Source organism: Pseudomonas sp. Sample_16, assembly GCF_004307665.1.
GTDB lineage: Bacteria > Pseudomonadota > Gammaproteobacteria > Pseudomonadales > Pseudomonadaceae > Aquipseudomonas.
This window is the reverse complement of sequence record NZ_RCOB01000128.1, coordinates 20,565-47,221: the sequence shown is the minus strand read 5'-3', so window position 1 is coordinate 47,221 and position 26,657 is coordinate 20,565. Positions and strand designations below refer to the sequence as shown.

Sequence of the window (26,657 nt, the reverse complement as noted above, 5' to 3'; positions counted from 1 at the left end):
TGGTGAACCAGGATCAGAAGATCGCCGGCAACGACATCAAGCTGGGTATCCCGACTAAGATCCCGAGCGGCTCGGGTAACAAGGTTAAGCCGACAAGCCCTTTGCCTCAGGAGACACCACCGGTCGTAACAAAGACTCCTGTAGTAACGCCCAAGACCTATCCAAAAGGCATTGCGTGGGAAATTGATATGTCTCCCCCAAAACCACCCAAAACCTATCCAAAAGGTATTGCGTGGGAGATTGATATGAGCCCGCCTAAGCTGGAGGTCGTGGGGACGAAGATGAAACTTAACCCTCAACCAGTGAAGCCAACTGTAAAACCAGTAGTGAAGCCTGTGAAACCTGTGACACCGATAGATCTGGACGTCGTGGATTCGACGATCAAGCCGCCGGCTGTGCCAGCGAAGCCTGGTCCAAGCAGAGGTCGTAACTTTGACTCGGTAGAATTTAACGAAGTTAAAAAGGCGATGAGTGCCGTCAACGTCAACGATAAAGCGGGATTGGCTAAACTCCAGAAAAATCCAATCAAGATTAATCTAGACAATAAAGGTTATCTGGATGCCAATGGCAAGCCAAGGGCGCCAATCGTCATTAGCAAACCGAGCGATATGGAAAAATTGCATGGCCAGGTGATTTACACCGGTGCACGGAATAAAGGGCTCGAACTGCCGAAAGGCGTGGGTGAGTCGACAAAACTTTATCTGGACGTTAAAAAAGAAAACGGCAAATACTCTGTGAAATATCAATCGAAGCCGCCGTCGGGTCCGGTAGCCAACAACGACGCTCCGACTTTTAAAGCTTCACCAGCACCGAAATCCACGTATAAGACACCGGTGTTCGGATCTAACGCAAGTGGCAGCGCCGCCAAGCCGGGGACAGTAACAGCTAAGAATAACATTCAGGCTAAGCCTGCGAAAACCACTCCAAAGCGGACAGCGAAAGTGGCACCGTTGGCGGACAATAGTGGTTCTACACAGGCACCGCAGCCGTCTAAGGCGACGAATCCGAAGCGGACCGCTAAGGTAGCGCCGATGCCGGACAATAGCGTTGCGTCGCCGCATGATTCGGCTTCTATTGCAAAGAATGGCGGGATGAAAAATCACCCATCCAAGGGGGTATTTGATGATTTTGACGGAAAGTCAACAACCGGGGGCGTTCCCAAAAACTTTGTAGAAGCGGCACGTCAAGATACGGGGGAGCTCAATGGATTGACTTCCCAGAAAGCAACTATGTTATAAAACGTGAGGTAGCAGCTGGTCCGGTGTTTATACTAAACAAAAAATCTGCTGACTCTCCAGCAGAATCAGTGACAACACATACGGATCTATCTACAGCATCAAAAACAGACACATCCTAGATTCATTAGTGATGTGACAGCTTATTGATAAGCACCATTGCACGCGACAACTAGCGCGGTGAGTCTGTGGGGAGCTCACAGATTCGCCGCGTTTTAATTGGAATTTTAGTGCGCCATGTGCTTGCCTAATGCACAAGTGCGTACCGCACGGCTTTTCGTAACTTGCACTAGGATTTGTTATGCTCGACTATATTGCTTTAGGGTTGTTATGTTTTGTTGGCATAGTGTTGTTTTATGGGATAATCGTATTGCACGACATCCCCTACGACATTGCCAAACATCGTAATCACCCTCATCAAGATGCCATTCATGCTACCGGCTGGGTTAGCCTCTTCACCTTGCATGTGCTTTGGCCGTTTTTATGGATTTGGGCCACTCTCTACAGAGAGGATCGTGGGTGGGGTTTCAGTAATAATGCCTCCTTACAAAACCATGTTTTGAATTTAGAGCTTCAAGTCAACGCTCTCCATCAACGGCTTGCTCAACTTGAGGAGGTTTCACAACTGGAGACCACTCCAGCCGCTGTCAATTCGACCATGAGTGATTAACATGGATCTGCTGCTCGTTCTTATTTATTCGGCCTTTTGCGTGGCCGTGTTCAAGATTTTTCGCATTCCGCTGACCAAATGGACAGTACCCACCGCCGTTTTAGGCGGTATCGTCCTCATCGGTAGTTTGATTTTCACCATGAACTATAACCACCCTTATTCGGAAGTGACGCGCTCGTATTATGTCTCCATTCCGATCGTGCCCGTGGTTACGGGTCAAGTCATCGAAGTCCCCGTCCAGACCAACCGACCGCTAAAAAAAGGCGATGTGCTGTTTCGCCTTGACCCTGTGCCGTTCGCAAATCGACTCAAATCAATCAAGGCTCAATTAGTTTCGGCGCAAAGCGATCTTTATCGCATTAAAGCAATGACCAAACACGGCTTTAGCAATGAGCACGAATTGGATACGGCTACAGCGCGCGTTGAAGATTTGAGCGCACAGCTTGATACGGCGCAATATGAACTGGACCATACGATTATTCGCGCCCCGGCCAATGGGTTTGTTACCCAAATGTCACTGCGTCCCGGAATGATCGCCACGCGTGTTCCATTACGACCGTTGATGGTATTTATACCGGATGAAGATTATTTCCTCACGGCCTGGATGCGCCAAAATAGCCTGTTACGCTTGACCGTAGGCAGCGATGCGGAAGTCGCCTTTGATGGTCTACCAGGTAAGGTCTTTCAAGGTAAGGTCAAAAATGTGCTGACCGTCATTGGCGAAGGTCAAGTCCAAGCATCAAGTACCTTGGTTAGTTCTCCCGGGGCTACCCCACCGGGTCGCGTCCCGGTGGTTATCGAAATTACCGACCCTGCGTTCACCTCCTATCGCAAACAAATGCCAGGGGGCGCTTACGGTCAGGCCGCTTTATACAGCGAGCATTTCCATCATGTCGCAGTGATGCGTAAGATTCTTCTGAGAATGGCCTCTTGGATGAATTATCTTTTTCCTTTCCATTGATCTTGGCAGTAGCCTGCTTGGCAGCATAATTGTAGGGGGCCAAAGCCGGCCTTGGTTTTGGTGACGTGCACAGGCAGGGGTGAGCTCACTACGCATAATCGGCGTACGCTGCGCAAACGCCCTGTAGGAATGTGGTGCCGTAATACCCCCTTTGGTTAGAAACTAGGGTTGGTGAACATAAGGTCGCTAGCGTCACTTAGGTATTTGGATAGCAATAGGTGAAGGATTTCCCTACAGGCAGGCTCTTCGTAAAAAGGCCTAATTAAAACACGTCAACGACTCAGCTGTCGGGCGTATCGGCAGCCCCGTGCTCGTTATCTGAGTCAGATCACTTTTTCGTGTAGTTTTGGCACCCCATTTCGAAGAGTCTAAATAAGCGCCGGACCCGGTGCGGTGGAGCCATGTGTTTATGACCAATGCGAATTGGCCGGCGAGCACGGGTGCACCACACGGAGTGAATTCACGCAAAGGGAGTGTGATTTGGCCAGAATATTGATTGCAGACGATCATGCCGTGGTTCGAATGGCGGTACGCCTGTTACTTGAAAAGGGTGGACATGAAGTAGTGGCAGAAGCGTCGTGCGGACTGGAGACGGTTAGGCTCGCACGCCAATTGACACCGGACCTGGTGATCCTAGACATAGACCTGCCAAGGCTAGACGGCTTTGGTGTATTGCAGCGGCTACGTTCCGAATCCGATCGCATGAAGGTCATCGTATTTTCGTGCCTGGATTTGGGGCGATACGCCATTCGGTGCTCCAGAGCCGGCGCACACGCATTTGTGTCCAAGGACGGTGATTTACCCGAGTTGTTGAGCGCCGTTCAGATTGTTCTCGCTGGATATACCCTTTTTCCAACCACAGATTTTTCTTCGGTTGATACCTCTTCACGCTTGGCCTCCGAAGAGATGTTAATGAAGTCTCTGTCTGACCGAGAGTTGACGGTACTACGTCAATTGGCCAGTGGGCGGCGCGTCAAGGACATCGCCCAGGAGCTGATGCTCAGCGAAAAGACCGCCAGCACGTACAAAGCTCGGCTCATTATCAAATTGCAAGTCGCTAACTTTCTCGAGTTGGTTGACTTTGCTCGGCGTAATCGGGTGATTTGATTTTTGCTCACCCGATCACTGTGGCAACCTAGTAATTTTTTTGCTTGCAAATAGCGCCTTGCTGCAAACATTGCGGCACGGCGCTCCTCCCTTGCGTCGTGAGATAGCTTACGAGTGTCAGACAGGCGATCTACGGTAAGCTTCAAGCCACCTCCAGGACCCATTCGGCGGCTCGCTCAGCAATCATGATTGAAGCCGCATTGGTGTTGCCACCGATGAGCGTGGGCATGATAGAGGCATCCACAACCCTTAGCCCGTGAAGGCCATGAACACGCAATTGATGGTCCACCACTGCGTCCTCGCCTTGGCCCATGCGACAGGTGCCCACGGGGTGATAGATGGAATCGGTCCGCCGTCGGAGCAGATTGATTAATTGCTCGTCGCTGCCGGGATCAATGCGGTGCATATTCTGCAGACCAAAGCGGGCCAAGGCCGGCTGCTCAATGATTTCTCGCGCCATGCGATACCCCTTGAGCAATGTTTGCACATCGTCTTCGTGCCCCAAAAAGTTGGGATCAATACGGGGCGCAGCGCTCGGATCGGCCGATAACAGACCCACGCTACCGACACTCTTCGGCCGTAACACACAAACGTGGCAGCTAAAGCCATGCCCCCAATGCAGCTTACGGTTATGGTCGTCGAGCATGCTGACAACGGAATGCATCTGGATGTCAGGGCGGGCCAAAGCCGCGTCGGTTTTCAGGAAAGCGCCACCTTCAGCAAAATTGCTCGCCAGTGGACCACGCTGGTGCATCCAATACTGGGCCGCAGCCGCAGCTATTTTGACGCCACCTGCAACGGAATACCCGATCAGTGAGTTGTCAGTGGCTTTGTAGCAGAGCACCAGGTCCGGATGGTCTTGCAAATTCTGGCCGACACCGGGCAATTCGTGCAGCACCGGAATACCTTGTGGCTTAAGCTCGGCATGCGCACCAATGCCCGAGAGCATCAATAATTGCGGACTACCAAACGCACCGGCACTGAGCAACACCTCTTTGCGTGCCTTCAGGATATTGGTGCGATCTTTATAGCGGATCTGCACTCCGGTGGCCTGTTTGCCTTCCAGCACAATGCGCTCTGCGTGGGTACCGGTGAGCACGGTAAGGTTGTGACGTGAGTCGCGCACCGGTGCTAAGAAGGCGCTGGCCGTACTCCAACGTCGACCATCGCGGATGGTCACATCGTACGCGCCAATCCCTTCTTGGTTGAGTCCGTTGAAGTCGCTGTTGTAGCGATGGCCTGCCTGTTGTCCTGCTTCAATAAAGGCCTGTGTGGCCGGATGCACGTCGTTCTGGCCGACATGCAGCTCACCGTCCGCACCGTGAAAATTGCAGGCTCCGCGGTGATTCGCCTCACTTTTGCGAAAGTAGGGCAACACGTTAGCAAAGGACCAACCGGCATTGCCCAGCGCGCCCCAGTCGTCATAGTCACTGTGATGACCACGGATGTACACCATGCCGTTGATCGAACTACTACCGCCCAACACTTTGCCCCGTGGTTGATAGCCGATACGCCCGCCCAAACCGCGTTGTGGGACGGTGTCATACGCCCAGTTAACATGACGAGTGGGAAGAATGACCGCCACACCGGCGGGCATGTGGACCAAGGGTGAGCGGTCTTGGGGGCCCACTTCCAGCAGGCAAACGGAAATGCTGGGGTCAGCACTAAGACGGTTGGCCAGCACGCACCCGGCCGAACCGGCGCCAACGATGATGTAGTCAAATTCCATAAAATGGCTTCCAAGGAGTGGGTTGTCGCCCTGGATTTTTCGCGATGCCCATGACATAAGCTTGACCTTTGCCGACAGAAAATTGATCTTGGCCGACATGGACGCTTTTATTCGAACGACCTCCTTCTGCGGCTTTCATGAACTTGTGACCAAGCTGGGTGGTAACCCCGCGCAGATGCTGCAGCGCTTTCACATCCAATCCCAATTCCTTCAGGAAGCGGACGCCACAGTGCCCCTACGCTCATTGGTCGAACTATTGGAGTACGCGGCTCGTGAATTGAACTGCTCCGACTTCGGCCTGCGCATGGCGGAATATCAGAATTTACAAGTGCTTGGGCCGATTGCCGTGATGGCTCGCAATTCGGCGAGCGTAGAACATGCGTTAAGAGATATTGTGCGCTTTATTGGTTACCACAGTTCGGGCATTGAACTCGACCTGGATTTGAGTCTCGCTCAGTCTCCACGCCTTATCATTGGCCTTCGGTTGCCCAGTCTATTGCCACAACGGCAAATGCTGGAGTTGGCCATGGGGGTGGCATACAAGGCGATGAAACTGCTATGTGGCACCCACTTTAGGGCTCAGGCAGTCTTATTGTGCGCGGTCAGCGGACTGCCAACGGCGCACTACCGCCGCTATTTCAAGACCGAAGTGTGTACGGGACAAAGCTGCAATGCGCTGGTGATGACCCAGCAGCAGTTGAATCAGGGGATCGAAGCGCAGGACCCAAACGTACACCGAACACTGGTGCAATATTTTGAACACGTCCATGGCCACAGCACCGTTGATTTGATTGGTCGAGTGCACCGTGTGGTGTCGCGTCTGCTACCGACCCAACAGTGTCGCTTGCCCATTATTGCCCAGCACCTGGGTATTCACGAGCGCGCCCTGCAACGCCAACTTGCCGAGCGTCAGCAACGATTTGACCAGATACTCGATAAGATCCGGCGTGAGCGCGCCGATTACTATTTAAAGGAGCAGAGTATCCCGATCTCGCAAATTGCCGGAATGCTCGGCTATAGCGAGCAAAGCGTGTTCAATCGCGCTTCCCGCCGCTGGTTTGCGGCGACGCCTGGCGAACGGAGGCGTCAATTATTGGCATTGCCGCTTCTGTCCAATGACTGATCGAAAGGGACCTCAAGCGAGTGAGCCCCAGCGACGTCCTTGTGCGCTGGCGGCGCGGTTTCCCAGTGCGCCGCGACTCAGCCTGCAGCAGGCGGAATACGCGGCGTGCCTAGCTTATTGCTTAGTGCCAGGTACCAGTTCAAACGCCGGCGTAAACGGCGTGATGGCATCCATTATTTTCAGATGTTGCCGATCGCCTTCCACTTGCGCCTTGCCGTCTGCGACAAGCTGCTGAAAGCTGGACTTGTTGGCCATTAAGGCTTCGAGCGCCGATCGATCGACAGTAATGCTCAGGTCTGGATTTTTAGCTTGCTGCCCTTTGATGCTGGTTAAGGTCGAATTGCTCAACTCAACGACAAACTGCTCACCGTTGTCGGGCGTTTTAAGATTCAAAACAAAGTGTTTGTCTGCGACTTTACTGCCGTCCAAGCGGATACCTAGGTCTTCAAGCCACAACTCCGTGCTCATGGCGCGGATAATGTCAGGACCGGTGGAGTTTGGCGGTACCCCCTCAGGCATGCCGTGGCGTAATTCATAGGCCGCCGCAAGGAAGCTGTTGCGCACTCCGGCGCTTTCCTTCTGATAACCGACTTGTTCGTAGACGTCCGCCAACAAATCTTTGGCCTGGCTATTTTTCGGTTCGGCGTACACCAATTTATTCAAAATCTCATAGGCTTCGCGGTATTTACCCTGATCGAACAAGCTTTGGCCCTTGACCAGAATCTTTTGGGCGCCGCCCATCATCTCGACATACAGCGGCGCTGAATCCTTGGGGGACAGCGGCATCAGCGTCGCCGGATTGGCATCCCAGTAACCCAAGTAGCGATTGATCACAGCGCGACTGTTGTGTTCTTCCGAACCGTGGTAGCTATGGGTTGCCCAGTTGTTTTTCAAACTTTCCGGCAACTTGTAGACGTTGTGGATTTCATTGATGGTTACGCCCTGATTGGCGGCATGTAGCACGGCATTGTTCAGGTTGGCATACGCATCGCGCTGGGCGCGCATGACTTCCTGAATCCGTTCGCTGCCCCAGCGCGGCCAACTATGCGCGGCGAACATAACCTCAGCCTGTTGTCCGTAACGATACAAGGCATTGTTGATGTTCTTCGACCACACCAGTGGATCGCGAACCAAGGCGCCGCGAAGGGTGTAGATGTTGTGAATGGTGCCGGTAATATTCTCGGCGGCCCAGAATGCCTTAAATTGCGGGAACCAGGTGTTCATCTCGGCGGGCGCTTCGGTACCTGGCGTGTTTTGGAACTCCATTTGCACACCATCAATGGTCATATTCTCAAAATCTTTGTCGATATACCGGTTGGGTTCGATCAACCCCATATCGCCGATGGCGGTATTTTTACCAATTGCCATATCGACGTGCCCGTAAGGGCTATGCGGCAGCAACATGCCGTATTGGAAGAACGCACGTCGGTTCATGGCGGTGCCTGCATAGACGTTCTCGGCTACCGCATGCTCCATAAACCCTTTGGGGGCAATCACAGCCACTTTTCCACTGCGCACATCGGCCTCGTCGACCAAGCCGCGAATGCCACCGAAGTGATCAGCATGAGAATGGGAAAATACGACGGCAACCACTGGACGCTTGCCCAACTGCTCATTAACGAAGGCCAAGGCGGCTCTGGCTGTTTCCTTCGACGTCAGGGTATCGAAAATGATCCAACCCGTATCGCCTTTGATAAAGGTGATGTTCGCCAAGTCAAAACCGCGGACTTGGTAGATTTTGCCGGGCACTACCTCATATAGCCCATAGGCCATATTGAGGACAGCTTGACGCTGAAGCGAAGGGTTGATGCTGTCGTAATCTTTTCCGTCTAGGAGAAAATCATAACTGCCCATATTCCAGGCAACGTTCCCGGCATCGGCCATGATCTGTTTATAAGGTGGAGCTGCAATAAACCCTTTTTTAGCCTCTGCCAGGTCTCTTTGGTCAGCAAAGGGCAGAGACTGTCGCGCTGCATTTTGCAATTCGATGGTGTAGGACGAAGGTGCTTTACCTTTGCTGTCGAAGTGCACATTCGGAGTCGAGGTCGAGTCACCACTACTAGCCGTGGTGTCGGCAGCGAAGACAGCAGGGCAGAGGCCACTGCCAAAAGTCATTACCAAAGCTATTTTGAGGGTCTTGCTAAACATGAGTTTTCCTTTGCCAAAAATCTGCTAGAAGCGTCAGCCTGCCGTTTGCGCGGGTATCAACATCGGCAACTTGACCTTGCAGCAGATTATTAACATACTCATTTTATAACGAGAAATTCTAAATTCCCCATAATGAATAACATAAAGGTTATGAGATGACGCCTTGGCGCCTCCGTCAATTTTTAGCGCTGATTGAATATGCCCATTTTGGCCGAGCCGCTAAGGCTTTGGGCGTTTCTCAGCCCGCGCTGAGTAAAAGCCTCCAATTACTCGAGCGTGAGCTTGGAGTCATCTTGTTCGACCGACGCCGGGAAGGCATTAGGTTGACTGCGTTTGGCGAACTACTTCGAGAGAAAAGCCAGCATCTCTTGATGGCAGAAGAAGATTTGCGACGTGATCTTGCCTTGCTCGCGCGGGGCGGAAATGGCTCGCTCAAGGTAGCGCTTGGTCCGTATTCAAGCATCACCAGTGGTTTTGCTAGCATTGCCCGATTGCATGCCTGCCATCCACAAATAAAAATCACCGCGCATGTGAGCGGCTGGGCCGATGTGGCGCATCAAGTTGCTACCGGAGAGGTTGATTTAGGAATTGCCGAGATCAGCGCATTACGCGGGAGAGAGGAGTTCGCCTGCGAACTGGTGGGTGAGCACGTGGGCCGATTATTTTGTCGCCCCGGGCATCCATTGCTTGCACAGCGCTTGTCTATGAACGTGGCGCAAACACTCGATTATCCTTGGGTAGCGTCGCGCATTCCGCTGCGACTAGCTTCGCATTTGTTGCCGGCTACCCTGGGCTGTGCCGGTGTTTACGATGTGGCAAATGGGGATTTCGTGCCGGCGATTGAGATCAACGTACCAATGCAAATGAAGGCCTTCGTCGAGAACAGCAATGCTTTGGCGTTGGGTTACCTGTCGACCTTTGAGCAGGAGTTAGTGGCCGGTGAAATCGTCGCCTTACCTCTTCAAGATCTGACGCTGAAGACTCATTATGGCTTCATCCATCTTAAAGAGCGGTCGTTGCCGCCTGCGGTCCACCTGTACATGAAGGAAGTGCGGACGATGGAAGAACAGATCGGTCAACGTGAGCGCCATTTGGCCCATTTAATGGGGCTGCCAAGTGATACTCCGTAACGCCCTTAGGCCAATAGCCAAATAGAAACGCCAGACATCGCTGCGGACCTCACCTGTTCCGTTCTCTGGATGACTATCGTCCTGCCCCTCCTGTAGTGAGCCATTGGCCGCGGAGGATGTCACTCATTGCGCAGGCGACAAACCAGCTAGCAACTTCAGTAATTCCTTACAGCTCCGCCAATGTCCTGACTCTTAGACTGACACATCTTGAGCCTCCCACCGGACTTGCAGCAGAGCCGAGGTTCCTTTGAACGACAATGGGACCACCTGGGCCTATTGCAGGATCCTTCTGCTGCTGGAGTAACATGATGCAGACCATTACTACCAGGCCAGTGCGCAAAACTGTTCGAGCCTTTCCCTCGCAAAAGACACTATCAGCGAGCACGAGTTTCCAGCAGGGCGTCTGCCCGCCTTATGAGGAGCGAATCGAATATTGGTTGGAATATTTCCAACAACTCCAACAAGGACCCGCTGTACTGTTAAAGATGGATTTGGACGGCCTTCTTGAACACGAAGTGCGAGCTCGCTACATCCGCAATGATGAGACTTCGCGTCACGCCCTCGAACGACAGGTCCGTAAATTGACTGCCATGCAGCGCGCACTTGTGGCCCTGGGCAACGACAAATTGGCGCCTTTTCTTAATGATGTACTCCGACAGCTCGTACAGATCGTAACTGATTCAACCCTGATGGCATTGAGGAATGACTAATGGCGATCAATCATTCAGTTGCACGCTCATACAACGAGCGGCCTGACTATTGGCAACAATGGTTCTCCACCCTGGCCAAGGATCCTAATGGGTTGGCCGTCTGGCGGGTCATTTTTGAAGACGTAGACGTCTGTGAGTATAAAGTTGAGCCTAACGAGAGCCAACGACATGCAAGACGGCGCCACCAACGCAAACTTAAAGCCATGCAAATCGCCTTGGCCGAGCTGCAAGCACCAGAATTTGAAAGCGTGATGAAAAACATACGCCACCATCTCTGGCAATAAACGTGGTATACAACATAAGCGCCAGGCGCATCTGCCTGCAGTATTGACATCAACGTTTGTCTTCAAGACTTGAGCATGCCGCCACTGAACTGGCGCTAACATGCAATTAGAAAGCCTATGTAGAAAATCGGTTCGCTGGTGAGCATCCCATCCTGCACACTCACTCCGACCGGTAAGTCTACTGCACTGACTTCTTCAGTTCGGTGTCAGGACCGCAGAGGGGAAGCACTTGACGTGTTATCCCCTCGAATTCTGCATGCTTCACCTTATCAAGAGATGCCCACGGCCGGTGATCTTCAACTGGAGGCCGACTTTCGTGAGCACTGGCTAACCGTATCAAAAATCTCAAATGCTGGCAGAGGGGCCTCCCACCGAGTAAAGATTTTCAACGGACAGTTGTTACGGCTGAAGTTGTCAAGATCGATGAAAAAAAGCTCATTGTCCTTGCGGTAGAACTCGAGCATTGTTGCCTGTGCCTTCGATGTACACGCTCATACCCTTACTCAATGCCGGATTGATCGGCTGAGTAATCGAAACCAACACACCGCTAGTAACCCGTACGATGATCTGCTGGGCCTCTTGTGGCTGATCGTACTTTTTCTTCTCGACATAGTTGCCGCCTGCTGCCCCCGCAAGTGCGCCGGCAACCATGGCGACATCCCGTCCGGTACCACGTCCAATCAGGCTGCCAATCCCAAGCCCGCCCAGACCACCGAGCACGGCACCAACGCCACTATCATGATTGGTCTGCATTTGGGTCAGCATTATTTGCTCGATCTTCCCTGAGCGTATTTGCACTTCACCCGCACCGCCTTCGGTGGAGCCTACGGTGGAACAGGCTGTGGTAAGGACGGTCAATGCAGTGATCATCAGCCAAGACAGAATCATTTTCATCATTACGCACCTCTTGCTAGGACGTCAGTGGTCATACCGGTTTGTTGCGTTCTTTCATGAATTTGCAGTTATGACGACAAAGCCTCCCCGTCACATGTCGATAACGGGGTCGCATGAGTGGTTGCGTCAGGCACGGTCCCGAAGGGACGTTCGATGCCCCCGGTTTACAGTACCTGCCGTGCGCGATGCGATCTGGAGCATCGTGCCCAACGGCACTTTAAAATCGCCAAGTCATGTTGGTGTTCAGGCTTTGAATCCAAGCTTTGTCAAATTGCCCGGAGATTTGATTGCCCGATATTGTTTTGCTCTGCTCCACCGGCATGTTACCGAGCCAAACCAAGGCCCAGCTCACGTTAACCTCAGTGTCCCGATTCAAGGCATAAGTGGCGCCTGTTCCAAGGCGCCAGGATTCACCCATGGGAACAATGACGCTACGATGGCTATCGGACACGGCACTGCTGTCGTAGGCCATACCGACATTCCATAACCATTGTTCGGTGGCTTGGTATTGCGCACCGAGGGACAGGTGCCAAGTGTCCTTAAAACCAGCGTCCACGGTCGTTGATTGTGAGCCTAACGCGCTCGTATCGACCTGCACGCCAATGTCGCCAAATTCCGACCAGTCCTGCCAGTTTGCCGAGGCCAATAAGGCCCATTGCCGGTTCAATTGCTGGAACAGGCTCAAGGTCAGCGTTTGAGGCACCTTCAAGTCGAGTTCCGTCTTGGTATTATTGATCCGATCAAGCACCGGCCCCTGGCCCTTGACGTCGAGCCGATCTTCGAAGTCCAGATCGATTTGACTGGTGTAAGCCAGACCAATGCGTGTGCCAGGTTGCGGGGCATAGATCACCCCGACGTTGGCGCCATAACCCCAAGTGCCATCCTGGTACTTGTATTGACCATCTGCGCGATCGCTGCCGCCCAAAGGAGAACGATCAATGGCCGTCTGCGCCTGCAGCATACCGTACATTGCCTTAACGCCTAGGCCCACCGACCACTGCTCGTTAAAGCGATAGGCCACGCTGGGCACCAGCGACAACCCGAGCAAACTTGAGTTTTGAGCAAAATAACGTCCGGACCAGTCGTTGTCATAATTGATTGCCAGGCCGAAGTCCCCGTAAGCTCCAAAGCCTACGCTCCAATGATCGTCAAGCTCATGACTGATGAAAAAGCTGCCGCTCGGCAGTGGGTCGAGCGCGTTACCACTGCCGCTGCCGGACACATTGCTACCAGAATCACGGTCAAAGGTCAGATCGCCGTAGATCACCTGCAAACCGCCGGAGATTTGCGTTCCGGATAAATAGCTCATGCCGGCCGGATTGCTCGCAATGGTTGACGGGCCTTGGGCACGAGCCGCAGCGCCGGCATTAGCCAATCCGGCGTTATCGGTACCGATTTCATATAACAAGATACCGCCGGCCCAAACGGGCGAACTGCATAGCGCAAGCCAAGCGAGAACAAGCAGAACTAAGGGTCTGATGTACATGGGTAAATTCCATTTTCAATAAAAAAGCAGGGGGTTATAGAGGTTACTTGGGAAACAACAGGGTTAACGCCACTCGAAATCCCCAACCTTGAGCACCATCTCGCGGACTCTCGACCCAGTATCGCGGCCCGACCTGTAGGCTCATGGGCTGCCGGCTCACCTTGAACAACTGGTTCACGAAAAGGTTGATGGGAACTGACCATTCACGGGCCTGCCAATCGTATGTAGATTCCGTATTGATGCCGTAGGTGGTGTAGGTCTTGGTGGTGTAACTAAAAAACGGTTGAGCAAACGTTTGATTGACCTTGTTTTTGTCATCTGGCGGACTGTTATCCAGTGTCCAGAGGTGATTGGCGAGAATACCCCGGGTCCAGCCATCGCTCTGTTTGAGAGCAACCGCTGTGGGGCCGGCCGCCCATTGCTCAGCGCTTAGCCGCTCATCACTGCCGGAGGGGAGTAACAGCGCGGGACCAGCCCCCCAAATCCATCCGTTTTCAGTCGGCTGCTTGGGCGAAAAAAACAAGCTCTGCGTAATATCCCCGACGCCGGATGAATCTTGGGCCCCACCCGGGCCCAAGCCATGCTGATCAACGATCGGTAAAATGGTGCGGGAAATGAGGCTCCACTCGTCATTGAGGCTAAAAGGCAAAACCGGCTGGATATTCGTGACGCTTTGATAACCATCACTTCCAGGCTCCAGTTTTTGATCCCAGTTGTACTGAATCGGCAGACTGTAAAGAGCGGCGACTGGATTAAGCGATTGCTTGGCCAATTCTGCCTGGTTGTCAGCAAGCCCGGTTTGCGACCAACTGATCGCCAGCATCATCAGCGACACACATGGATAGCCTTTGCGCATATGCAGCTCTCATCCCGATGGGAGATAGAGAAATCCAAGTAGGCCTAAGCGAAGCGGCCAAATCTGTCAGAGCCCGTGGGCTTCCGACAACGACGCGCCGCTCGGCGCTCAATGCGTTTGCGGCGGATAAATGACGCGCCACTCCTTAGCCATATCCACGACCGTCCAATGCCTGCTAAGCGCTTCGTCCAACGCCTTGTCAAGCTTGCCGACTTTCGAGTCCCGGTCGTAGGCCCATTCCCGCTGTGCATCCGTGTGATGCACTAAACCCATAAAGCGCTTGCCAGTACCCGCAGCGGTCCATTGCAACATTTGCTGGTCACCGTCAGAATTACCAAAGGCAAAAATCGGACGACGACCAATCACCGCTTCAATACTGACCGGCTTGCCAGGGCCATCGTCGTTTTGGGCGATTTTAGGTAGGCGCATGATCAGCGGCTTGCCACCGTTATATTTGTACTCGCCGTAGAAGGAAGTGCCGATCACTTGTTCGGGAGGAATGCCATAGACCTTATCTGTCCAAGCGCGCATAAAGGCCACTTCGCCCCCGGAGACGATATAGGTTTTAAAGCCGTTTCCTCGCAGATAAGCGAGTAACTCCAGCATGGGTTGGTAGACCATTTCGGTGTAAGGTCTATGAGTCTTGGGGTGAACTGCTTGGGCCATCCAGTTACGGACGTTAGTCAAAAATGCTTGTGTGCTAATGCCAGTGTGAGTGGCATAAATAATTTTCAACCACCCCTCGTTACCACTGTTAGCCAAGGTCTTAATGTCGTTCTCCAACACCGCCTTGAACGGTTGCTGAGTTTTCCATTCGGGATGCTGCGGCGCCAAACGTTTGACCTCAGCTAAAGCGAACAGCATTTGAAAATACACCGGCTGCTCGCTCCATAACGTTCCATCGTTATCAAACACGGCAATACGCGCCGCCGGGGCAACAAAGTCCTTGGAGCCTTTGGTCGTGACTGCATGGACAAATTCAATGATGGCGCGTCGGGAAGAGCCGTCTTGCCAAGAGGGCAATGGTTCGGCTGCTTGCAGTAGCAACGGCCACCATAAGATTAGCCAGAGCCAACGCAGGAATGGACGAGTTAATACAGTTCGGTTCATCACTTTATCCTTAAAACCGGGTGAGCCCGTGGGCCAGAAATCATCCACCGCTTATGGTCGGCGCTGAGCATCGACCAACCATTACGTGGGACGGAGGTCGGTGTCCTGCGCATCAGTTGTTATTTCAGGAACGTTTTCAGATCGCTCACCGTCTCGCTAATGGCTGCTTTGAAGTCATCAACGGTGATTTGTTGGGTGCTATTTTTCAGAGGCGTGCCAAATACCTTACGTACGACCTTGGCCAATGGCTTGCCCGTGGCCAGATCTATAAACTCCACCTCGATATACAGCTCAGTGTTTTGATCGCGGTAACCGGTGACGGCTTCTGTAGCACCGACCACGGCAGCGATCGGTACCACTTCATACCAACGCATGCCCTCATTGGTCGCAGCAACACCTGTCATGGCCGTGCGCATGAGCATGGCCTTTGCACCGAGTGGTACCGATTGAGTATCGGGAACGACGCGATAGGTCTGTTTGAGCACCTCTTTCACGCTGTCACTGCTGAATGATTGAATCTGCTGCAGCGTTTGCAGGTTGACCCGCTCAGTCGGCTTAATGGCTAAAAAGATTTGTAGACGGTCGAACACCACAGTGTCATAACCTGCCGGCTTGAAATCAGGCGAAACCCAGCGCAATACCGGGTGGCCGCTGGCCGACTTCACCGGCTGTAGATCGTCATAGTTGGTTAGAAAACCTGAAAACTGATCTCTTTCAGTTATTTTCGAAGTGCATCCTGTGACCAGCAAACTACTTACCAGCACACCGACAAACCATTGATAGGCAATCTTCATTTGATGCTCCCGGCAATAATTACTTCACGGGTTAACAGATATACGCCCACATCAAGTCGCGATGGCAGCCTCGCCGAGGCTGCCATTATCGTGGTTTGATTAATTGCCGGATGGCATTGGCAGGTTAATGCCGTCCTTTTTCAGAAGTTCACGGACCGATTGAAACTTCTGATACTGCGACAGTGTGATAGGGCCGTCATATCCCATGCTTTGCATTTTGCGCGGAGGATAATCCACGTAGGTTTTCATCAGTTTCATGATGGCGCTGGAGATCGGCACCATGGTCCAGGTGTGTTCGGTAAAATTATTCATAAAGATGTCATAACGCTCTTGCGGATCTTGCAGTAAGTCAAATACTTGCGGCACGATAGCTACGTATTTTTCCGCACCCTTCCATCCTAGGTTGGTGTCTACCGCCAACCCTCCGGTTTGTGCGCCATCGTCACCCCGCAAGTTGAACACCGCCTTGAAGTTGCCGACGCGAGCTGCGCCCGGTGACAGTTCGTTTTCGGTGAAATAAAACCACTCTTTACGCGGCGAAGGGCTCCGGCCAGTGAGCATCGGGAGCATGTCGTAACTGTCGAAAATAATCGGCTGACCTTCACGATCTTTTTCAGGCAATTTCACCCCGGCCACAGAAGCAAATGTTGCCATCAAATCCAGGCCGCCGAGGATTTCATGGTTTTTTGTATTGGGCTTAATTTTGCCTGGCCAGACAGCGATCGCCGGTACACGATTGCCCCCTTCACGAACCGTGCCCTTGGTGCCGCGAAATGGTGTGTAACCGGCGTCTGGATAAACGTCTTGCCAAGCGCCATTATCGGTGGTGTAAACCACCAAGGTATTTTTATCCAAACCCAGCGCTTTGAGCTTTTGCATGATGCGGCCAATGCGGGTGTCCAGTTCGACCACCGAATCGGCATATTTGGATTTGGAAATCGACTTGTGCACAAACTCCGGTGCTGGCAGGTTGGGCTGGTGCACCTTCATAAAATTGACGTTGATAAAAAACGGTTTGTTCGATTTGGCTGCTGTGTCGAGGAACTCCAAAGCGGCTTTTTCTACATAGTTGTCAAAGAAGGGAATGCCTACCACACCGGGCTTGCCATCGATCACCGGTTTGTCCACGTACTGGCCGTTGATCTTGAACTCTTCGATCGGTTTTTCACCTGCCTTGCCCGAGAGCGCGCCCTTGGTCACCCGTTGAAACATCGCCCGAGTTTCGGGATCCATGTCTGGGAACCATTCAGGATCAGCATAGGTGTAGGCATTGAGGTGATACAGGCCGACGTATTTCATAACGTCGTATCCCTGAGCGTTGGGTAGCGCGTAGTCGGCCTCGCCCAAATGCCACTTGCCAGTAAAGTAAGTGTCGTAGCCACCGGTTTTAAGCACTGAGCCGAGCGTCCATTCGGCCGCTGGCAACCCGCCGCCTTGCCCTTGGAAAGCCACGGTAGTCATACCGCTGCGATTGGGAATGCGCCCGGTCTGCATCGCCGCACGGCCTGGCGTGCAGCTGGGCTGGGCATAAAAGGAATAAAACGTGGTGCCATCCGCAGCCAATTGATCGATGCTGGGGGTAGGCATGCCTCGCCCGACGCCGCCTCCGTAAGGACCCAGATCGCCATAGCCAGTATCATCGGAGACGATGAACAGGATGTTCGTTTTTTCCGTCTGCGCGGCCTGAGCCCATCCAGTCAATGATAAAAGTGCAGCAAACACGATAGAAAGCTTAAAGCGATCCGATAACGATTCCATACCAGAGTTCCTCATTGTTTCATGGTGTTGGCAACCGAGTGATGAGTGCACAGCAACATTGACCCTTGGTGCATTGACCACCGCGTTATTAGCCTAGGCATGTGCAGGGAAGGAGTGCTGTAGGTAAAACCTGAATATTGCGCTCGCAAGTGCATGGTCAGGGCGCTGATGGAAAAACACGTCACTATCCGGTGCGCCGTATTGGCTACCGAAAAAAGCTGGACAAATATAAAGAGCGATTGCAAAAGAGCCTTTCCATCGCCCACAGACAGCGCTCACTCTCAGTGAAGGAGTGGTCGATTTTCGCTCGGCGCAGGCACACCGCTGCGCTCATCGGTTGTATTGCCTGTGAACAGCCTTTGGGGCTTGTCTAGATCATTGATGGTGACAAGGCCCCCCTCGCAATCTCTCGACAAGGCAAGGCAGTATTTCCCTACGCACTCTGAAGGATCCGATGATCCTTTCTGCGCGCCATGATCGCGATAATCGCCCCATCATCCAGCGTCGTCTTAAGACGTACGTCGCCGACGATTCATCCCGCAATGCGACCTGACAAGGCTCGAAAGGTGCTGCGCATAGCGCCCTCGGGGCTGTACCAATCGGATGCGCAAACATGTTGGCCCGTTGCCAGGCCCGCAAACCGCCCCTTCCCAGGAGTCAGCCCCGGAAGGCTTTCTGCGGTGGACTCAAGCTTCGCATGTACCTGCTTATGAGTCAGGCGCCAACCTACATACACGTGGCGATCTGTGTGAGAGTTCAATTCTTACTGACCAGGTCAGCTCTCGTTTTTACAGAGGCTGTCGGGCACGATGAAACATGAACTGGTGGTAACTTTTTCAACCCTTGGCGGCTCACGAGATATTGTCATTTCGTCAAAAGCCAAAATTGCCTTTTGCGTCACCTGCGTCGGGCTGGTGGGCGTCATCACGGTTATGGGCGTCGCTCTCGTATCGACCTTATCGGCATTAGCCGAAGCCAAGACCCAACTGTCGACCCTGCATAAAGAACCGGTAGTGCAGCAGCAGAAAAGCGACCTCATACCCCCTTTACAGACTGAAAGGGTCATCGCGTCGAATGCGGTGCAACCGCTACAAGTGCTGCGTATTAAGGTCGCTGAAAACAACATTTCGGCGCCTCGGCCTGTGAGCGCTCCTGCCCCGGCGGTGACCCCCGCACCCCGACAACCGGCAGAACGCACACTCCTGTTCAACTTAATCCCTAATGGTTCGCCCCTTAAAAAGGCGAGCCGGATCAGCTCTTACTTTGGTAGGCGCATGCACCCTATCTTGCACCGTATACGCAATCATCGAGGTATCGATTTCGGGGCAAGAACGGGGACACCCGTTTATGCGACAGCAAGCGGCATTGTTGGCGAAGCCAAGAAAAATAGCAGGGGTTATGGTCAACAGATTGTCGTTCAGCATGGCCTGGGATTTTCCAGTCGCTACGCTCACCTGAGTCACTTGTCTGTAAAGGCAGGTGATTATGTCGCCAAGGGAACTCTACTCGGGCAGAGCGGTAATTCGGGGCGTAGTACCGGCCCTCACTTGCACTACGAAGTTTTGTATCGAGGGAAAAACCTTGACCCACTCAATTTTGTCCGCTGGTCAAATACTAACTTCCAAGCCATTTTTACTGAAGAAAAGGGGGTCCCGTGGGCGTCTTTAATAAAACAAAGTCAATGGTCTCAAATAGCCAGCTTACCATTCTGGCCGAAGGTTGTTCAGTGAAGGGTGAGCTGTGTGTGACAGGAAATATATTGGTCGCGGGTTTTATGGAGGGCAAAATTGCCTGCCAGAACAGCATCTCCATTGGCATTTCCGGGGCTGTACGCGGCACGGTGCGAGGGCGGGAATTGGTCGTGTCAGGCATGATGGAAGGCGATGTCTATGCCGAGGTTGTGGAGATTCTGGCCGGCGGCCGAATCCAGGGGACTATTCAAGCCGAGCAACTAATTATTGAGCGTGGCGGCTTTTTTTCTGGCGCTTCTTCAGCTACCACAAAAAACCAGGAAAAAAGCATGGCACCATTGCCCGAGGTTAGCCAAGCGGTACTGTTGGAGACCGATAATCCTTAATGGCCGCGGCCGACGGGTGAAGGCGCGCCAGCTGTTACCGGCTTGGCGCTGCCTGGAGCCCTGCGGCGTAAAAGGCTGCTTTAGGAGTGAGCTCGCTCATGAGCACCGCAAGCGGTAGAGGAGGGAATGGAGCGACCAAGGCGAGTTCACATGTCTAGGCTAAGTATTGAGCGTCTCACCCTAACTTATGTTTACCATTGAGCGGAGTCAGTCAGAGCTCAGGTTGAGGATTGCCCCTAAACTTGAGGTAACGCGCAAACGGCTCGCGCTGTTCTGGCGCTCGATCGCTAATTCATTAACCAGACGAGTTCTTGAGTTAGCCCAATCAGGTCAGCATGTCGACTCCCTCACCTGGGCAGGTTGCTATTAGCCTCCACGATGCCATCTTCCCGTTCAGCTTCTTCGATCAACCGAGCGACACCCCGGCTCAGCGGCAGTAGCGATTCATCTAACATCGCCAGTGCCTCCTGCACGTTTTTGCTTACTTCTAAAGAGCCGCGTTGCGCTACCCACTTGTTCAACTCGGCGATGGCTGCGGCTAAAGCCCATTGGTTTCGACCCTGCAAAATCAGCAAGTCGGCGATTAAGGTCAATTTATTCATGACATCCTCCGGCAGCGGAAGGTAATTCCGTATAATTACCTAAAGGGAAAAAACCCGTCAGAGTTGATACTCATCGAATACCTCAACCCATTCGCGATAGTGCTCATGAAGCATCGATTGTGCGGGCTGCGTATTAACCATGAGCCTGTGGTCGTTAGAGGGCCAAGAAGCCAAATATGCTTCCAACCATTGCATCAACGCTAAGCGAGAGTAGGGACAAGGCATCCATGCGTCCAAGGCACCAGCGAGACGTTCGATCTCTACAGGAGCGATCCAGGGTGCCGAGGTCATGGGCAGGCTCCTTGCTTCATACCAGCAGAACGAAGATCGAATGAAATGGCCGGGGCCCGTTCACGGCTTACATATCAAGATACTTCACGCTTATACACGGCTCTGGAGTCGAACCAGAACCGAGGAAGCATCACGCCGCCACTGCAGCACTCCTTATGTCGATCGTCCACTCAGGGCGCTGGATGCCTTTTGACTGGGGGGAGTGTTCGCGAGATGGCTTTGATGGTAGTGATGGTCGCCACTATCGCTCTGTCAGTATTCCTTGATTATGCCGTAGGAAAAATCTGCCTGATCTGCCGCTATGCCTCGCAGGCAGGCGATAGCATCAACCCAGAAAAGGCTTCCCGGACAATGCACCACCATCGTTTTTTATCAGTGCGCCGACTTGATGAAGCGCATCCATGGCTCAACAAACGCAGTTTTAGATAGTGCAAGTTTAAGGGTTCCCTTACAGCGAAGAGGGCGTGACAAGCGCTCAATAGGTAATGCCAGCACAGAATCACTACTGTGCTTGAATGTTCCAGTAGCCTGACACCGAAGTTAGGGCATTAGGGTGAAAAGCACGGTTTACAAAGGAATAAATTAATAGGTAACGGTCAAGCTTTAAATATCGAGGGAATGGCGATGAAAAAATGTTCCTTGCTGCTGATTCTATTAACGACACAGACTGCCATGGCCGCAACCTCAACGAATCTAGCGGTGACGGGGCTCATTGAGCCGCCGTCATGCGACATTGCCGTAGGGGCAAGCGACTTTGATGTTGGCGACATTTCCGTAGGCATGTTAAGCCGGAATGCAGAAGTGCGATTGCCCGATCAGACTACACCGCTCACGATTGTTTGTGCAGGCCCCACGCTAGTTGGTATCAGAGGGACTGATAATCGGGCTGGAACCGCTTCCTCGGTTAAAGATGTTCGTTTCGGATTGGGCCTTGACATCTCGGGTAATAAAATTGGCTGGTACGAGTTTGAGGTGCCTGTTAGCGGCCTCGCCATCGATGGTCAGGCAGGCTTTGTCGCCTCTAGCGATACCAATGGCACTACGTGGGCTAGCCCATTTCCTCGCTACGTAGGAACTCAAGCCAACTACATCCTCTCATTCAGTACAGTATCGTCGTCAGCCCCCAGCCCTTTCAGCACGATGAGCGGCACGATGAGATTGGCGACGGCTATTGCGCCATACTCGACACTGAATACCAGTGCCGAAATACACCTGGATGGCTCGGCTACGCTGACATTGATATACCTTTGACCTCATAGCGAATGCTAACGAGCAAGCGCGAATATGCTTTTGGGCTCGAGGCGGCTTGGCTTGCTCTATTAAACTTTGACCATGAACCTGAGCCGCACTTAGGATGTGGCGCGGCACTGCCAAATACTGTCGTTAACGCTGGAGGCGTTTAAGCACAAAGCCGACCATCTTCTTCGCGGCGCGCGATATCGCTGTCAGGAAGTGAGCTTAAATAGGTGGGCGCACAGGAAGTCGCCTGATTTGTTGTGCCCCCGGTCGGGCTGCTAGTTGCTTCAGGTTTCCCCTGTGACCCGCTGATAGTGTATGAAGTAAGTCTCACGCACCGCAAGTGTTTATTTGCCAAGTGTGGTGAATAGTTTTTCTCTGTCTAAAAATCAGATCCAAACTTAGTCATACAACTTGCAATCCCTTGGAACCAGCTTAAATAGCGTCATACGCCGAAGCCAGGATAATAAATCCTTAAAGAAAAGCTTCACTTCCCTGCAACCCCCAATGGGTTGCATCGCTCAAGAAGTAATCCTGGCGTCTAAAACTCTGAACGTCAGATTGAATGCTAGAGCGATGCTGCGCCCCGCTGCATACGCCACGCGCCTCGATGTATCAGGCGCTGGTAAGACGCGAGTCGTGGCGCACATAGTTAACGACCATGTATTTTATACTCGCTAATACGTCGCTCACTGCCCGCTGTCCATTTACATCACATACCGGCAGGACAGCTGGGCGGCATCTCCTTTAACGGCGAGGCTTCGCGGTGGCGAAGCGCATGTCGATTGCTTAACAGGCCCGACGTAGGCCGCTTTAGATCGTTGGCGATCGGAGACGGCAAATACTTCAAGCCCCCCTCACGCCTGGATCGTCCACGGTTTATTCACCCAGCGTTACTTCTCGGCCATCCGCAAAACGATAAGTGCGTGGCTGCCATCCAAAAACAAGTTTAGAAGCGTCAGCGTCCTTCAAGACCTTGTCACCCTCCACCTGGGCGTTGTAATCCAGGCGCCAGACTTGGTTAAGAACCTCTCCAGGCGGCACGGCGCTATCGGTCGAAACAAAGGCATGTTTCAGGTCTGTGCCGGCCTGATCGCGAATAAGAATGTCACCGGTAATGCCAACAATCTTTGTCTTGCTGTTATTGGCAAAGGTCATCCCGATGTTAAAGTGACCTTGTTTTTTTTCTTCAACATACTCAAATGACTCCACAGCTGGTGAGAGCGCGGTCTGCATTTCCTCGAGCACCTTAGCGTTGACGGCATCGGCTTTTTGTTGCATATCGGCATCAACCTTTGCTTTTAATGCAGCGGCGGCCTGCTGCTCTTCCTGCACACTGTTCCATTGCGCTTGGTTTTCAATAGCCTGGCCGATGCTAATAGATTCCGGTACTGCGCCTCCTGTAGCGCGAATCTCTTCAGCTCGCAGCAGATATTCACCGATTAGTTTTCTGTCCGGGTCGGTTAACTGTTGGATATTTCGTTGAAGCTGCGGGTCTTGTTTCCAGTCCCCGGTTCGTGAAAGTTTATAATCCTTCGGATCTGAGCACGCGGCGAGCAATAGGCAAACTGCCACGGTGCCAAGTAGTTTAAATTGCATTGATATCCCCTACGCTCATGTGGGCGGACGCGGAACTGCGAACGCGAGAGGCCTCAATTTGCAGTTTTGCACGCAATGTTGTCTGTAGGGTTTTCCCGATTTGAGGTGGCGGAGCGGGAGGGGCTTGCATGAAGAGTGCACAGCCAGACACAAAAGCGTTTGGTTAGCCCCTTCTGCGGGCGACCCGATGATATTCGGGTTGTCTCGTTAGTCAGCCTGCCATCCCTTAATCGTTCAGGTCTGCGCAAAGACTTCAAAGTGAGCAGGAATTCCAGCAGTGCGCCGTAGGATATCCCTTCAAGAAATAGCTAATCCCGCCGTTATGGTTAATGTGCTTGGCCTTTCTGGCCACGCCTCTACTGGCGAGGTTTACCCCGATGAAATATGGATGTTTGTACTCTTGCCTGTTCTTGCTCAGTCCACTCGTTTATGCACTCGAGCCCACCAATGCAGGCGCCATTCGTTTTGAAGGGCTTGTGACAGACCCATCGTGTCAGATCACGCCGGCCGCGCTTCAGGCAGATGGGCGAAAACCTTATATAGCCGTTCAATTATTGGAGTGTCGCACGTCGGTCCAGGCCTCGTTAGGAACCTCCGTGAATGCAACGGGTTATCTGAAAAACCACGTGCTCCGAGCAGACAGGCTCACCAACTTGCCACATCCGCAGGTCGCTGGTGAAAGCATGATGCTGACCCTGGATTATTTTTGAGGTTTTAGCAGGCAAAGTCACGGGATGCCAGCCACGCCAATCGGCGTGATTGCGCGCACGTTTCGGCCATTGGGAAGGGGGAGGCGGCCTCTGAAAGGCGGTCAGGTAAAGTTCAACGTCTCCAGGAAACTGCTGCGAGCGCTTGTCGCTCAAGGGCGATTGCTCATTACCCCGGGAGCAGAAATTGCATTACTGCTCCCCCATGACATCGGTTAATTCTACTGCTAAAGACGGACGCCGGCGGTAATCATGGCCGCACTGGTGCCCAGCAATACGAGCTCGGTGGCTACTGAGCCGAAATGCGCTCCTAACGATGGAATAATCGCCGGCGCGACACCAAAACGGTTCAACGGAATCTTATCTTTGTAGTCGCCGTGGTACCCTTGAATCAACCCACCGCTTAATTTCAAGTACACCGGATAGGTGGGATTATCAAAACGCTTTCCAGCATACAAGTAGAACGACCGTTGACTGAATGAATTTTTGAACGTGGACGCCCCGAACAATAGGCCGGAGTCTTCGTTGCGCTCCAGCCCCAACAATTCCTGGGTGTTATTATGATCGGGATCTGCGGAATAGTGACGGGTGTAAAGACTGGTTTGTAGGTACCAAAAACCCTTGCTTTGTTGTTGCAACGGCTCCTGCGCAAACGCCGGCAGATATAGCCCGCAAAGCAATAGACCCCAAACCTGTCGCCGATAAATTTTAGACATTTTTCGAATCACTCTGCAGGCATGCACCCACGCTTAAAAAGGATTTCATAGGTGAGCGTGCAATGAAAATATTAGGGACGACGCCTGGCGTCTCGCCGAAAATTTTAAGCAGAATGCTGCCGACGCCCAAAAACAATAATCATCAATTTGCGGCATTAATTATCAAACGCCACTCAGGGTTTCCTGTCGGTGTGTTAGAGCTGTCCTGCTATCTAAAAATGCGCACGCTCGTCGTCCAGCTGGACGTCGCTGGAAGCAGATGGCCGCGAGTTTATAATTGCCGTGAGCCCGCAGACCCGGACGGTCTATCGGGCTCATCCCCGGAATACGACGCTCCAGCTGGAGCGTCGGCGCCACTCCTAATATGTAAGCTTGGTTGATTACATCACCTCCGCTCACCCACCGACACGTTACCAACGTGTCAACGGTTTCGGCGGGGGTCCTGTCCGCCGTTTCCGAGTCATAGCGTTTAGCAGGGCAAGTGCCTGCTTGGTGTCAAGCCAATCCAACTCCGACAATGCATCGCAAGAAGATGAACGAACCACCTTGCGGTCAGAGTCACTCCGCGTTTGCGGCGCAGCCTGGCTGTCAGCCGCGCCTGTTTTATCATCGATGGTCACTGGCTCGATCTCTCAACGTGGACATGGCTTCAAAATGCATCCGAAAACCGATAGCGCATGTCATCGCAAGCACATCAGCAAAACTCGGCTCAGTAGACATCGAGAGCCTACGTAAAAGATTTGCGCGTCGATTGCTGGGGGGGCTGGCGGGCTGCGTTAAATCTTTGCACCGAGCAAGGTGACTCAATACACTATGCAAAAGGCCCGGATCATTTGCACGAAGGCAGTTTTGTAAATGTATCGCCAGCTCTTCATCTGAAATGACCCGAGGGATTGGACTGGCTTCAACTTCCCCAATTTCTTGTATTTGATTCATAGCGACCTCCTAAGAAGCGCGAACACCTAAGGAGCTGGCTTTTCGCGCATTTCCGATGTAGACCATCAATCAAAAACTCGATGCTTCCAACGAACTCTTTAGCGTTTGCTACACTTTCTCCCAGCCTAAGAATCTATACGCCACCCATGCCTGTCATTCGACAGTACACCGGCTCCGAATATCATCTTCTCAAGTTAACCCGCCCCAGGCCGACGCTTTGAGAACGGGGCGTTTGATAGCAATTTCAATGCTTGGTTGTTTTTCGTCTGTAGGGAATTCCTTCTTTCTTGTGGCGACAGCAGGAAGGATAAGTGCGGTAGATCATTGCACAGGAAAAAACAAGGCAACCGAATAGTCCAACGCGATGCAGCTGGTATCCAAATTACTGGAGGTCAGCAGCACTGCAGTGCTATCGAGCAGAACCAGCGTGCTTATCGAGCCCTATGCTATGTTCCAAACTCTTGAGCAGTCTTGTTCTAAGCCTGAGCGCTATTTAAA

The 26,657-nt window shown here is 52.6% G+C and carries 23 protein-coding genes and 1 pseudogene; 12 read left to right on the top strand and 12 right to left on the bottom strand.

What is annotated here, in order from left to right; genetic code table 11:
- The 4 genes and pseudogenes from D8U69_RS29800 to D8U69_RS17670 form a co-directional block, all read left to right on the top strand.
- A pseudogene (locus D8U69_RS29800) lies at positions 1-1,238 on the top strand (hypothetical protein); the annotation flags it as partial.
- A 298-nt stretch (positions 1,239-1,536) separates the two neighbouring features.
- A complete protein-coding gene (locus tag D8U69_RS17680) occupies positions 1,537-1,905 on the top strand; it encodes a DUF3302 domain-containing protein (RefSeq protein ID WP_130904920.1) in 369 nt (122 codons plus the stop codon).
- Between the two features lies 1 nt (position 1,906).
- Positions 1,907-2,866, top strand: a complete 960-nt coding sequence (locus D8U69_RS17675) for an HlyD family secretion protein (protein WP_130904919.1) — start codon at positions 1,907-1,909, stop codon at positions 2,864-2,866.
- Between the two features lie 480 nt (positions 2,867-3,346).
- Positions 3,347-3,973 (top strand): response regulator transcription factor, encoded by a 627-nt coding sequence (locus D8U69_RS17670; RefSeq protein WP_130904918.1) that lies wholly within the window; start codon positions 3,347-3,349, stop codon positions 3,971-3,973.
- Between the two features lie 142 nt (positions 3,974-4,115).
- Here D8U69_RS17670 and D8U69_RS17665 read toward each other — a convergent pair whose 3' ends face one another.
- Positions 4,116-5,702, bottom strand: coding sequence for a choline dehydrogenase (locus tag D8U69_RS17665; protein WP_130904931.1), 1,587 nt, complete (start codon positions 5,700-5,702; stop codon positions 4,116-4,118).
- Positions 5,703-5,763: 61 nt separating this feature from the next.
- Between D8U69_RS17665 and D8U69_RS17660 the strand changes: the two genes are divergently transcribed.
- On the top strand, positions 5,764-6,825 hold the full coding sequence (locus D8U69_RS17660; RefSeq protein ID WP_241667750.1) for an AraC family transcriptional regulator: 1,062 nt from the start codon (positions 5,764-5,766) through the stop codon (positions 6,823-6,825).
- Between the two features lie 114 nt (positions 6,826-6,939).
- Here D8U69_RS17660 and D8U69_RS17655 read toward each other — a convergent pair whose 3' ends face one another.
- The gene (locus D8U69_RS17655) at positions 6,940-8,973 is read right to left on the bottom strand and encodes an alkyl sulfatase dimerization domain-containing protein (RefSeq protein WP_130904917.1); all 2,034 of its coding nucleotides are present in this window, start codon (positions 8,971-8,973) and stop codon (positions 6,940-6,942) included.
- Positions 8,974-9,128: 155 nt separating this feature from the next.
- Between D8U69_RS17655 and D8U69_RS17650 the strand changes: the two genes are divergently transcribed.
- The 3 genes from D8U69_RS17650 (at position 9,129) to D8U69_RS17640 (ending at position 11,097) form a co-directional block, all read left to right on the top strand.
- Positions 9,129-10,103, top strand: coding sequence for a LysR family transcriptional regulator (locus D8U69_RS17650; RefSeq protein WP_130904916.1), 975 nt, complete (start codon positions 9,129-9,131; stop codon positions 10,101-10,103).
- Between the two features lie 305 nt (positions 10,104-10,408).
- Positions 10,409-10,813: a hypothetical protein gene (locus D8U69_RS17645; RefSeq protein WP_130904915.1), complete on the top strand. Its 405-nt coding sequence runs from the start codon at positions 10,409-10,411 to the stop codon at positions 10,811-10,813.
- Positions 10,813-11,097 carry a hypothetical protein gene (locus D8U69_RS17640; RefSeq protein WP_130904914.1) on the top strand — a complete coding sequence of 95 codons (285 nt, stop codon included), beginning with the start codon at positions 10,813-10,815 and terminating at the stop codon, positions 11,095-11,097. Before D8U69_RS17645 ends, D8U69_RS17640 begins: the two co-directional genes overlap by 1 nt.
- A gap of 435 nt (positions 11,098-11,532) precedes the next feature.
- Here D8U69_RS17640 and D8U69_RS17635 read toward each other — a convergent pair whose 3' ends face one another.
- From D8U69_RS17635 to D8U69_RS17610, 6 genes are all read right to left on the bottom strand, one after another.
- The gene (locus D8U69_RS17635) at positions 11,533-11,991 is read right to left on the bottom strand and encodes a glycine zipper 2TM domain-containing protein (RefSeq protein ID WP_130904913.1); all 459 of its coding nucleotides are present in this window, start codon (positions 11,989-11,991) and stop codon (positions 11,533-11,535) included.
- 217 nt (positions 11,992-12,208) lie between these two features.
- Positions 12,209-13,477 (bottom strand): outer membrane protein transport protein, encoded by a 1,269-nt coding sequence (locus D8U69_RS17630; protein ID WP_130904912.1) that lies wholly within the window; start codon positions 13,475-13,477, stop codon positions 12,209-12,211.
- Positions 13,478-13,520: 43 nt separating this feature from the next.
- Positions 13,521-14,303 carry a transporter gene (locus D8U69_RS17625; RefSeq protein WP_241667751.1) on the bottom strand — a complete coding sequence of 261 codons (783 nt, stop codon included), beginning with the start codon at positions 14,301-14,303 and terminating at the stop codon, positions 13,521-13,523.
- 138 nt (positions 14,304-14,441) lie between these two features.
- Positions 14,442-15,443: an HAD family hydrolase gene (locus D8U69_RS17620; RefSeq protein ID WP_130904910.1), complete on the bottom strand. Its 1,002-nt coding sequence runs from the start codon at positions 15,441-15,443 to the stop codon at positions 14,442-14,444.
- Positions 15,444-15,562: 119 nt separating this feature from the next.
- The gene (locus tag D8U69_RS17615) at positions 15,563-16,237 is read right to left on the bottom strand and encodes a DUF3313 domain-containing protein (RefSeq protein WP_130904909.1); all 675 of its coding nucleotides are present in this window, start codon (positions 16,235-16,237) and stop codon (positions 15,563-15,565) included.
- A 99-nt stretch (positions 16,238-16,336) separates the two neighbouring features.
- Positions 16,337-17,995, bottom strand: coding sequence for an arylsulfatase (locus D8U69_RS17610; protein ID WP_130904908.1), 1,659 nt, complete (start codon positions 17,993-17,995; stop codon positions 16,337-16,339).
- An 809-nt stretch (positions 17,996-18,804) separates the two neighbouring features.
- On the opposite strand from D8U69_RS17610, the gene D8U69_RS17605 reads away from it, so the two are divergent.
- Entirely contained in the window at positions 18,805-19,725 is a 921-nt protein-coding gene (locus tag D8U69_RS17605; protein WP_130904907.1) for a M23 family metallopeptidase, read from the top strand.
- Complete coding sequence (locus D8U69_RS17600) at positions 19,722-20,072, top strand: polymer-forming cytoskeletal protein (RefSeq protein WP_177434311.1); 351 nt, start codon at positions 19,722-19,724, stop codon at positions 20,070-20,072. The genes D8U69_RS17605 and D8U69_RS17600 overlap by 4 nt, the downstream gene beginning before the upstream one ends.
- 347 nt (positions 20,073-20,419) lie before the next feature.
- On the opposite strand, the gene D8U69_RS17595 is transcribed toward D8U69_RS17600, so the two are convergent.
- On the bottom strand, positions 20,420-20,674 hold the full coding sequence (locus D8U69_RS17595; RefSeq protein ID WP_130904905.1) for a hypothetical protein: 255 nt from the start codon (positions 20,672-20,674) through the stop codon (positions 20,420-20,422).
- Between the two features lie 57 nt (positions 20,675-20,731).
- Complete coding sequence (locus tag D8U69_RS17590) at positions 20,732-20,965, bottom strand: hypothetical protein (RefSeq protein WP_130904904.1); 234 nt, start codon at positions 20,963-20,965, stop codon at positions 20,732-20,734.
- Positions 20,966-21,178: 213 nt separating this feature from the next.
- On the opposite strand from D8U69_RS17590, the gene D8U69_RS17585 reads away from it, so the two are divergent.
- Together D8U69_RS17585 and D8U69_RS17580 are read left to right on the top strand one after the other, a co-directional pair.
- Positions 21,179-21,394, top strand: coding sequence for a hypothetical protein (locus D8U69_RS17585; RefSeq protein ID WP_130904903.1), 216 nt, complete (start codon positions 21,179-21,181; stop codon positions 21,392-21,394).
- Positions 21,395-21,589: 195 nt separating this feature from the next.
- Positions 21,590-22,216, top strand: a complete 627-nt coding sequence (locus tag D8U69_RS17580) for a DUF1120 domain-containing protein (protein WP_177434308.1) — start codon at positions 21,590-21,592, stop codon at positions 22,214-22,216.
- Between the two features lie 864 nt (positions 22,217-23,080).
- Here D8U69_RS17580 and D8U69_RS17575 read toward each other — a convergent pair.
- Together D8U69_RS17575 and D8U69_RS17570 are read right to left on the bottom strand one after the other, a co-directional pair.
- Positions 23,081-23,800, bottom strand: coding sequence for a hypothetical protein (locus D8U69_RS17575; RefSeq protein WP_130904901.1), 720 nt, complete (start codon positions 23,798-23,800; stop codon positions 23,081-23,083).
- A 934-nt stretch (positions 23,801-24,734) separates the two neighbouring features.
- Complete coding sequence (locus tag D8U69_RS17570; protein ID WP_130904900.1) at positions 24,735-25,223, bottom strand: sn-glycerol-3-phosphate transporter; 489 nt, start codon at positions 25,221-25,223, stop codon at positions 24,735-24,737.
- Between the last annotated feature and the right edge of the window lie 1,434 nt (positions 25,224-26,657).

Coding starts and splice junctions, on each gene's coding strand:
- D8U69_RS17635 (WP_130904913.1), bottom strand. CDS start 11,991: ATGAAAATGATTCTGTCTTGGCTGATGATCACTGCATTGACCGTCCTT.
- D8U69_RS17645 (WP_130904915.1), top strand. CDS start 10,409: ATGATGCAGACCATTACTACCAGGCCAGTGCGCAAAACTGTTCGAGCC.
- D8U69_RS17650 (WP_130904916.1), top strand. CDS start 9,129: ATGACGCCTTGGCGCCTCCGTCAATTTTTAGCGCTGATTGAATATGCC.
- D8U69_RS17655 (WP_130904917.1), bottom strand. CDS start 8,973: ATGTTTAGCAAGACCCTCAAAATAGCTTTGGTAATGACTTTTGGCAGT.
- D8U69_RS17675 (WP_130904919.1), top strand. CDS start 1,907: ATGGATCTGCTGCTCGTTCTTATTTATTCGGCCTTTTGCGTGGCCGTG.
- D8U69_RS17615 (WP_130904909.1), bottom strand. CDS start 16,237: ATGAAGATTGCCTATCAATGGTTTGTCGGTGTGCTGGTAAGTAGTTTG.
- D8U69_RS17610 (WP_130904908.1), bottom strand. CDS start 17,995: ATGGAATCGTTATCGGATCGCTTTAAGCTTTCTATCGTGTTTGCTGCA.
- D8U69_RS17605 (WP_130904907.1), top strand. CDS start 18,805: ATGAAACATGAACTGGTGGTAACTTTTTCAACCCTTGGCGGCTCACGA.
- D8U69_RS17630 (WP_130904912.1), bottom strand. CDS start 13,477: ATGTACATCAGACCCTTAGTTCTGCTTGTTCTCGCTTGGCTTGCGCTA.
- D8U69_RS17575 (WP_130904901.1), bottom strand. CDS start 23,800: ATGCAATTTAAACTACTTGGCACCGTGGCAGTTTGCCTATTGCTCGCC.
- D8U69_RS17590 (WP_130904904.1), bottom strand. CDS start 20,965: ATGACCTCGGCACCCTGGATCGCTCCTGTAGAGATCGAACGTCTCGCT.
- D8U69_RS17665 (WP_130904931.1), bottom strand. CDS start 5,702: ATGGAATTTGACTACATCATCGTTGGCGCCGGTTCGGCCGGGTGCGTG.
- D8U69_RS17570 (WP_130904900.1), bottom strand. CDS start 25,223: ATGTCTAAAATTTATCGGCGACAGGTTTGGGGTCTATTGCTTTGCGGG.
- D8U69_RS17580 (WP_177434308.1), top strand. CDS start 21,590: ATGAAAAAATGTTCCTTGCTGCTGATTCTATTAACGACACAGACTGCC.
- D8U69_RS17585 (WP_130904903.1), top strand. CDS start 21,179: ATGGCTTTGATGGTAGTGATGGTCGCCACTATCGCTCTGTCAGTATTC.
- D8U69_RS17620 (WP_130904910.1), bottom strand. CDS start 15,443: ATGAACCGAACTGTATTAACTCGTCCATTCCTGCGTTGGCTCTGGCTA.
- D8U69_RS17595 (WP_130904905.1), bottom strand. CDS start 20,674: ATGAATAAATTGACCTTAATCGCCGACTTGCTGATTTTGCAGGGTCGA.
- D8U69_RS17680 (WP_130904920.1), top strand. CDS start 1,537: ATGCTCGACTATATTGCTTTAGGGTTGTTATGTTTTGTTGGCATAGTG.
- D8U69_RS17640 (WP_130904914.1), top strand. CDS start 10,813: ATGGCGATCAATCATTCAGTTGCACGCTCATACAACGAGCGGCCTGAC.
- D8U69_RS17625 (WP_241667751.1), bottom strand. CDS start 14,303: ATGATGCTGGCGATCAGTTGGTCGCAAACCGGGCTTGCTGACAACCAG.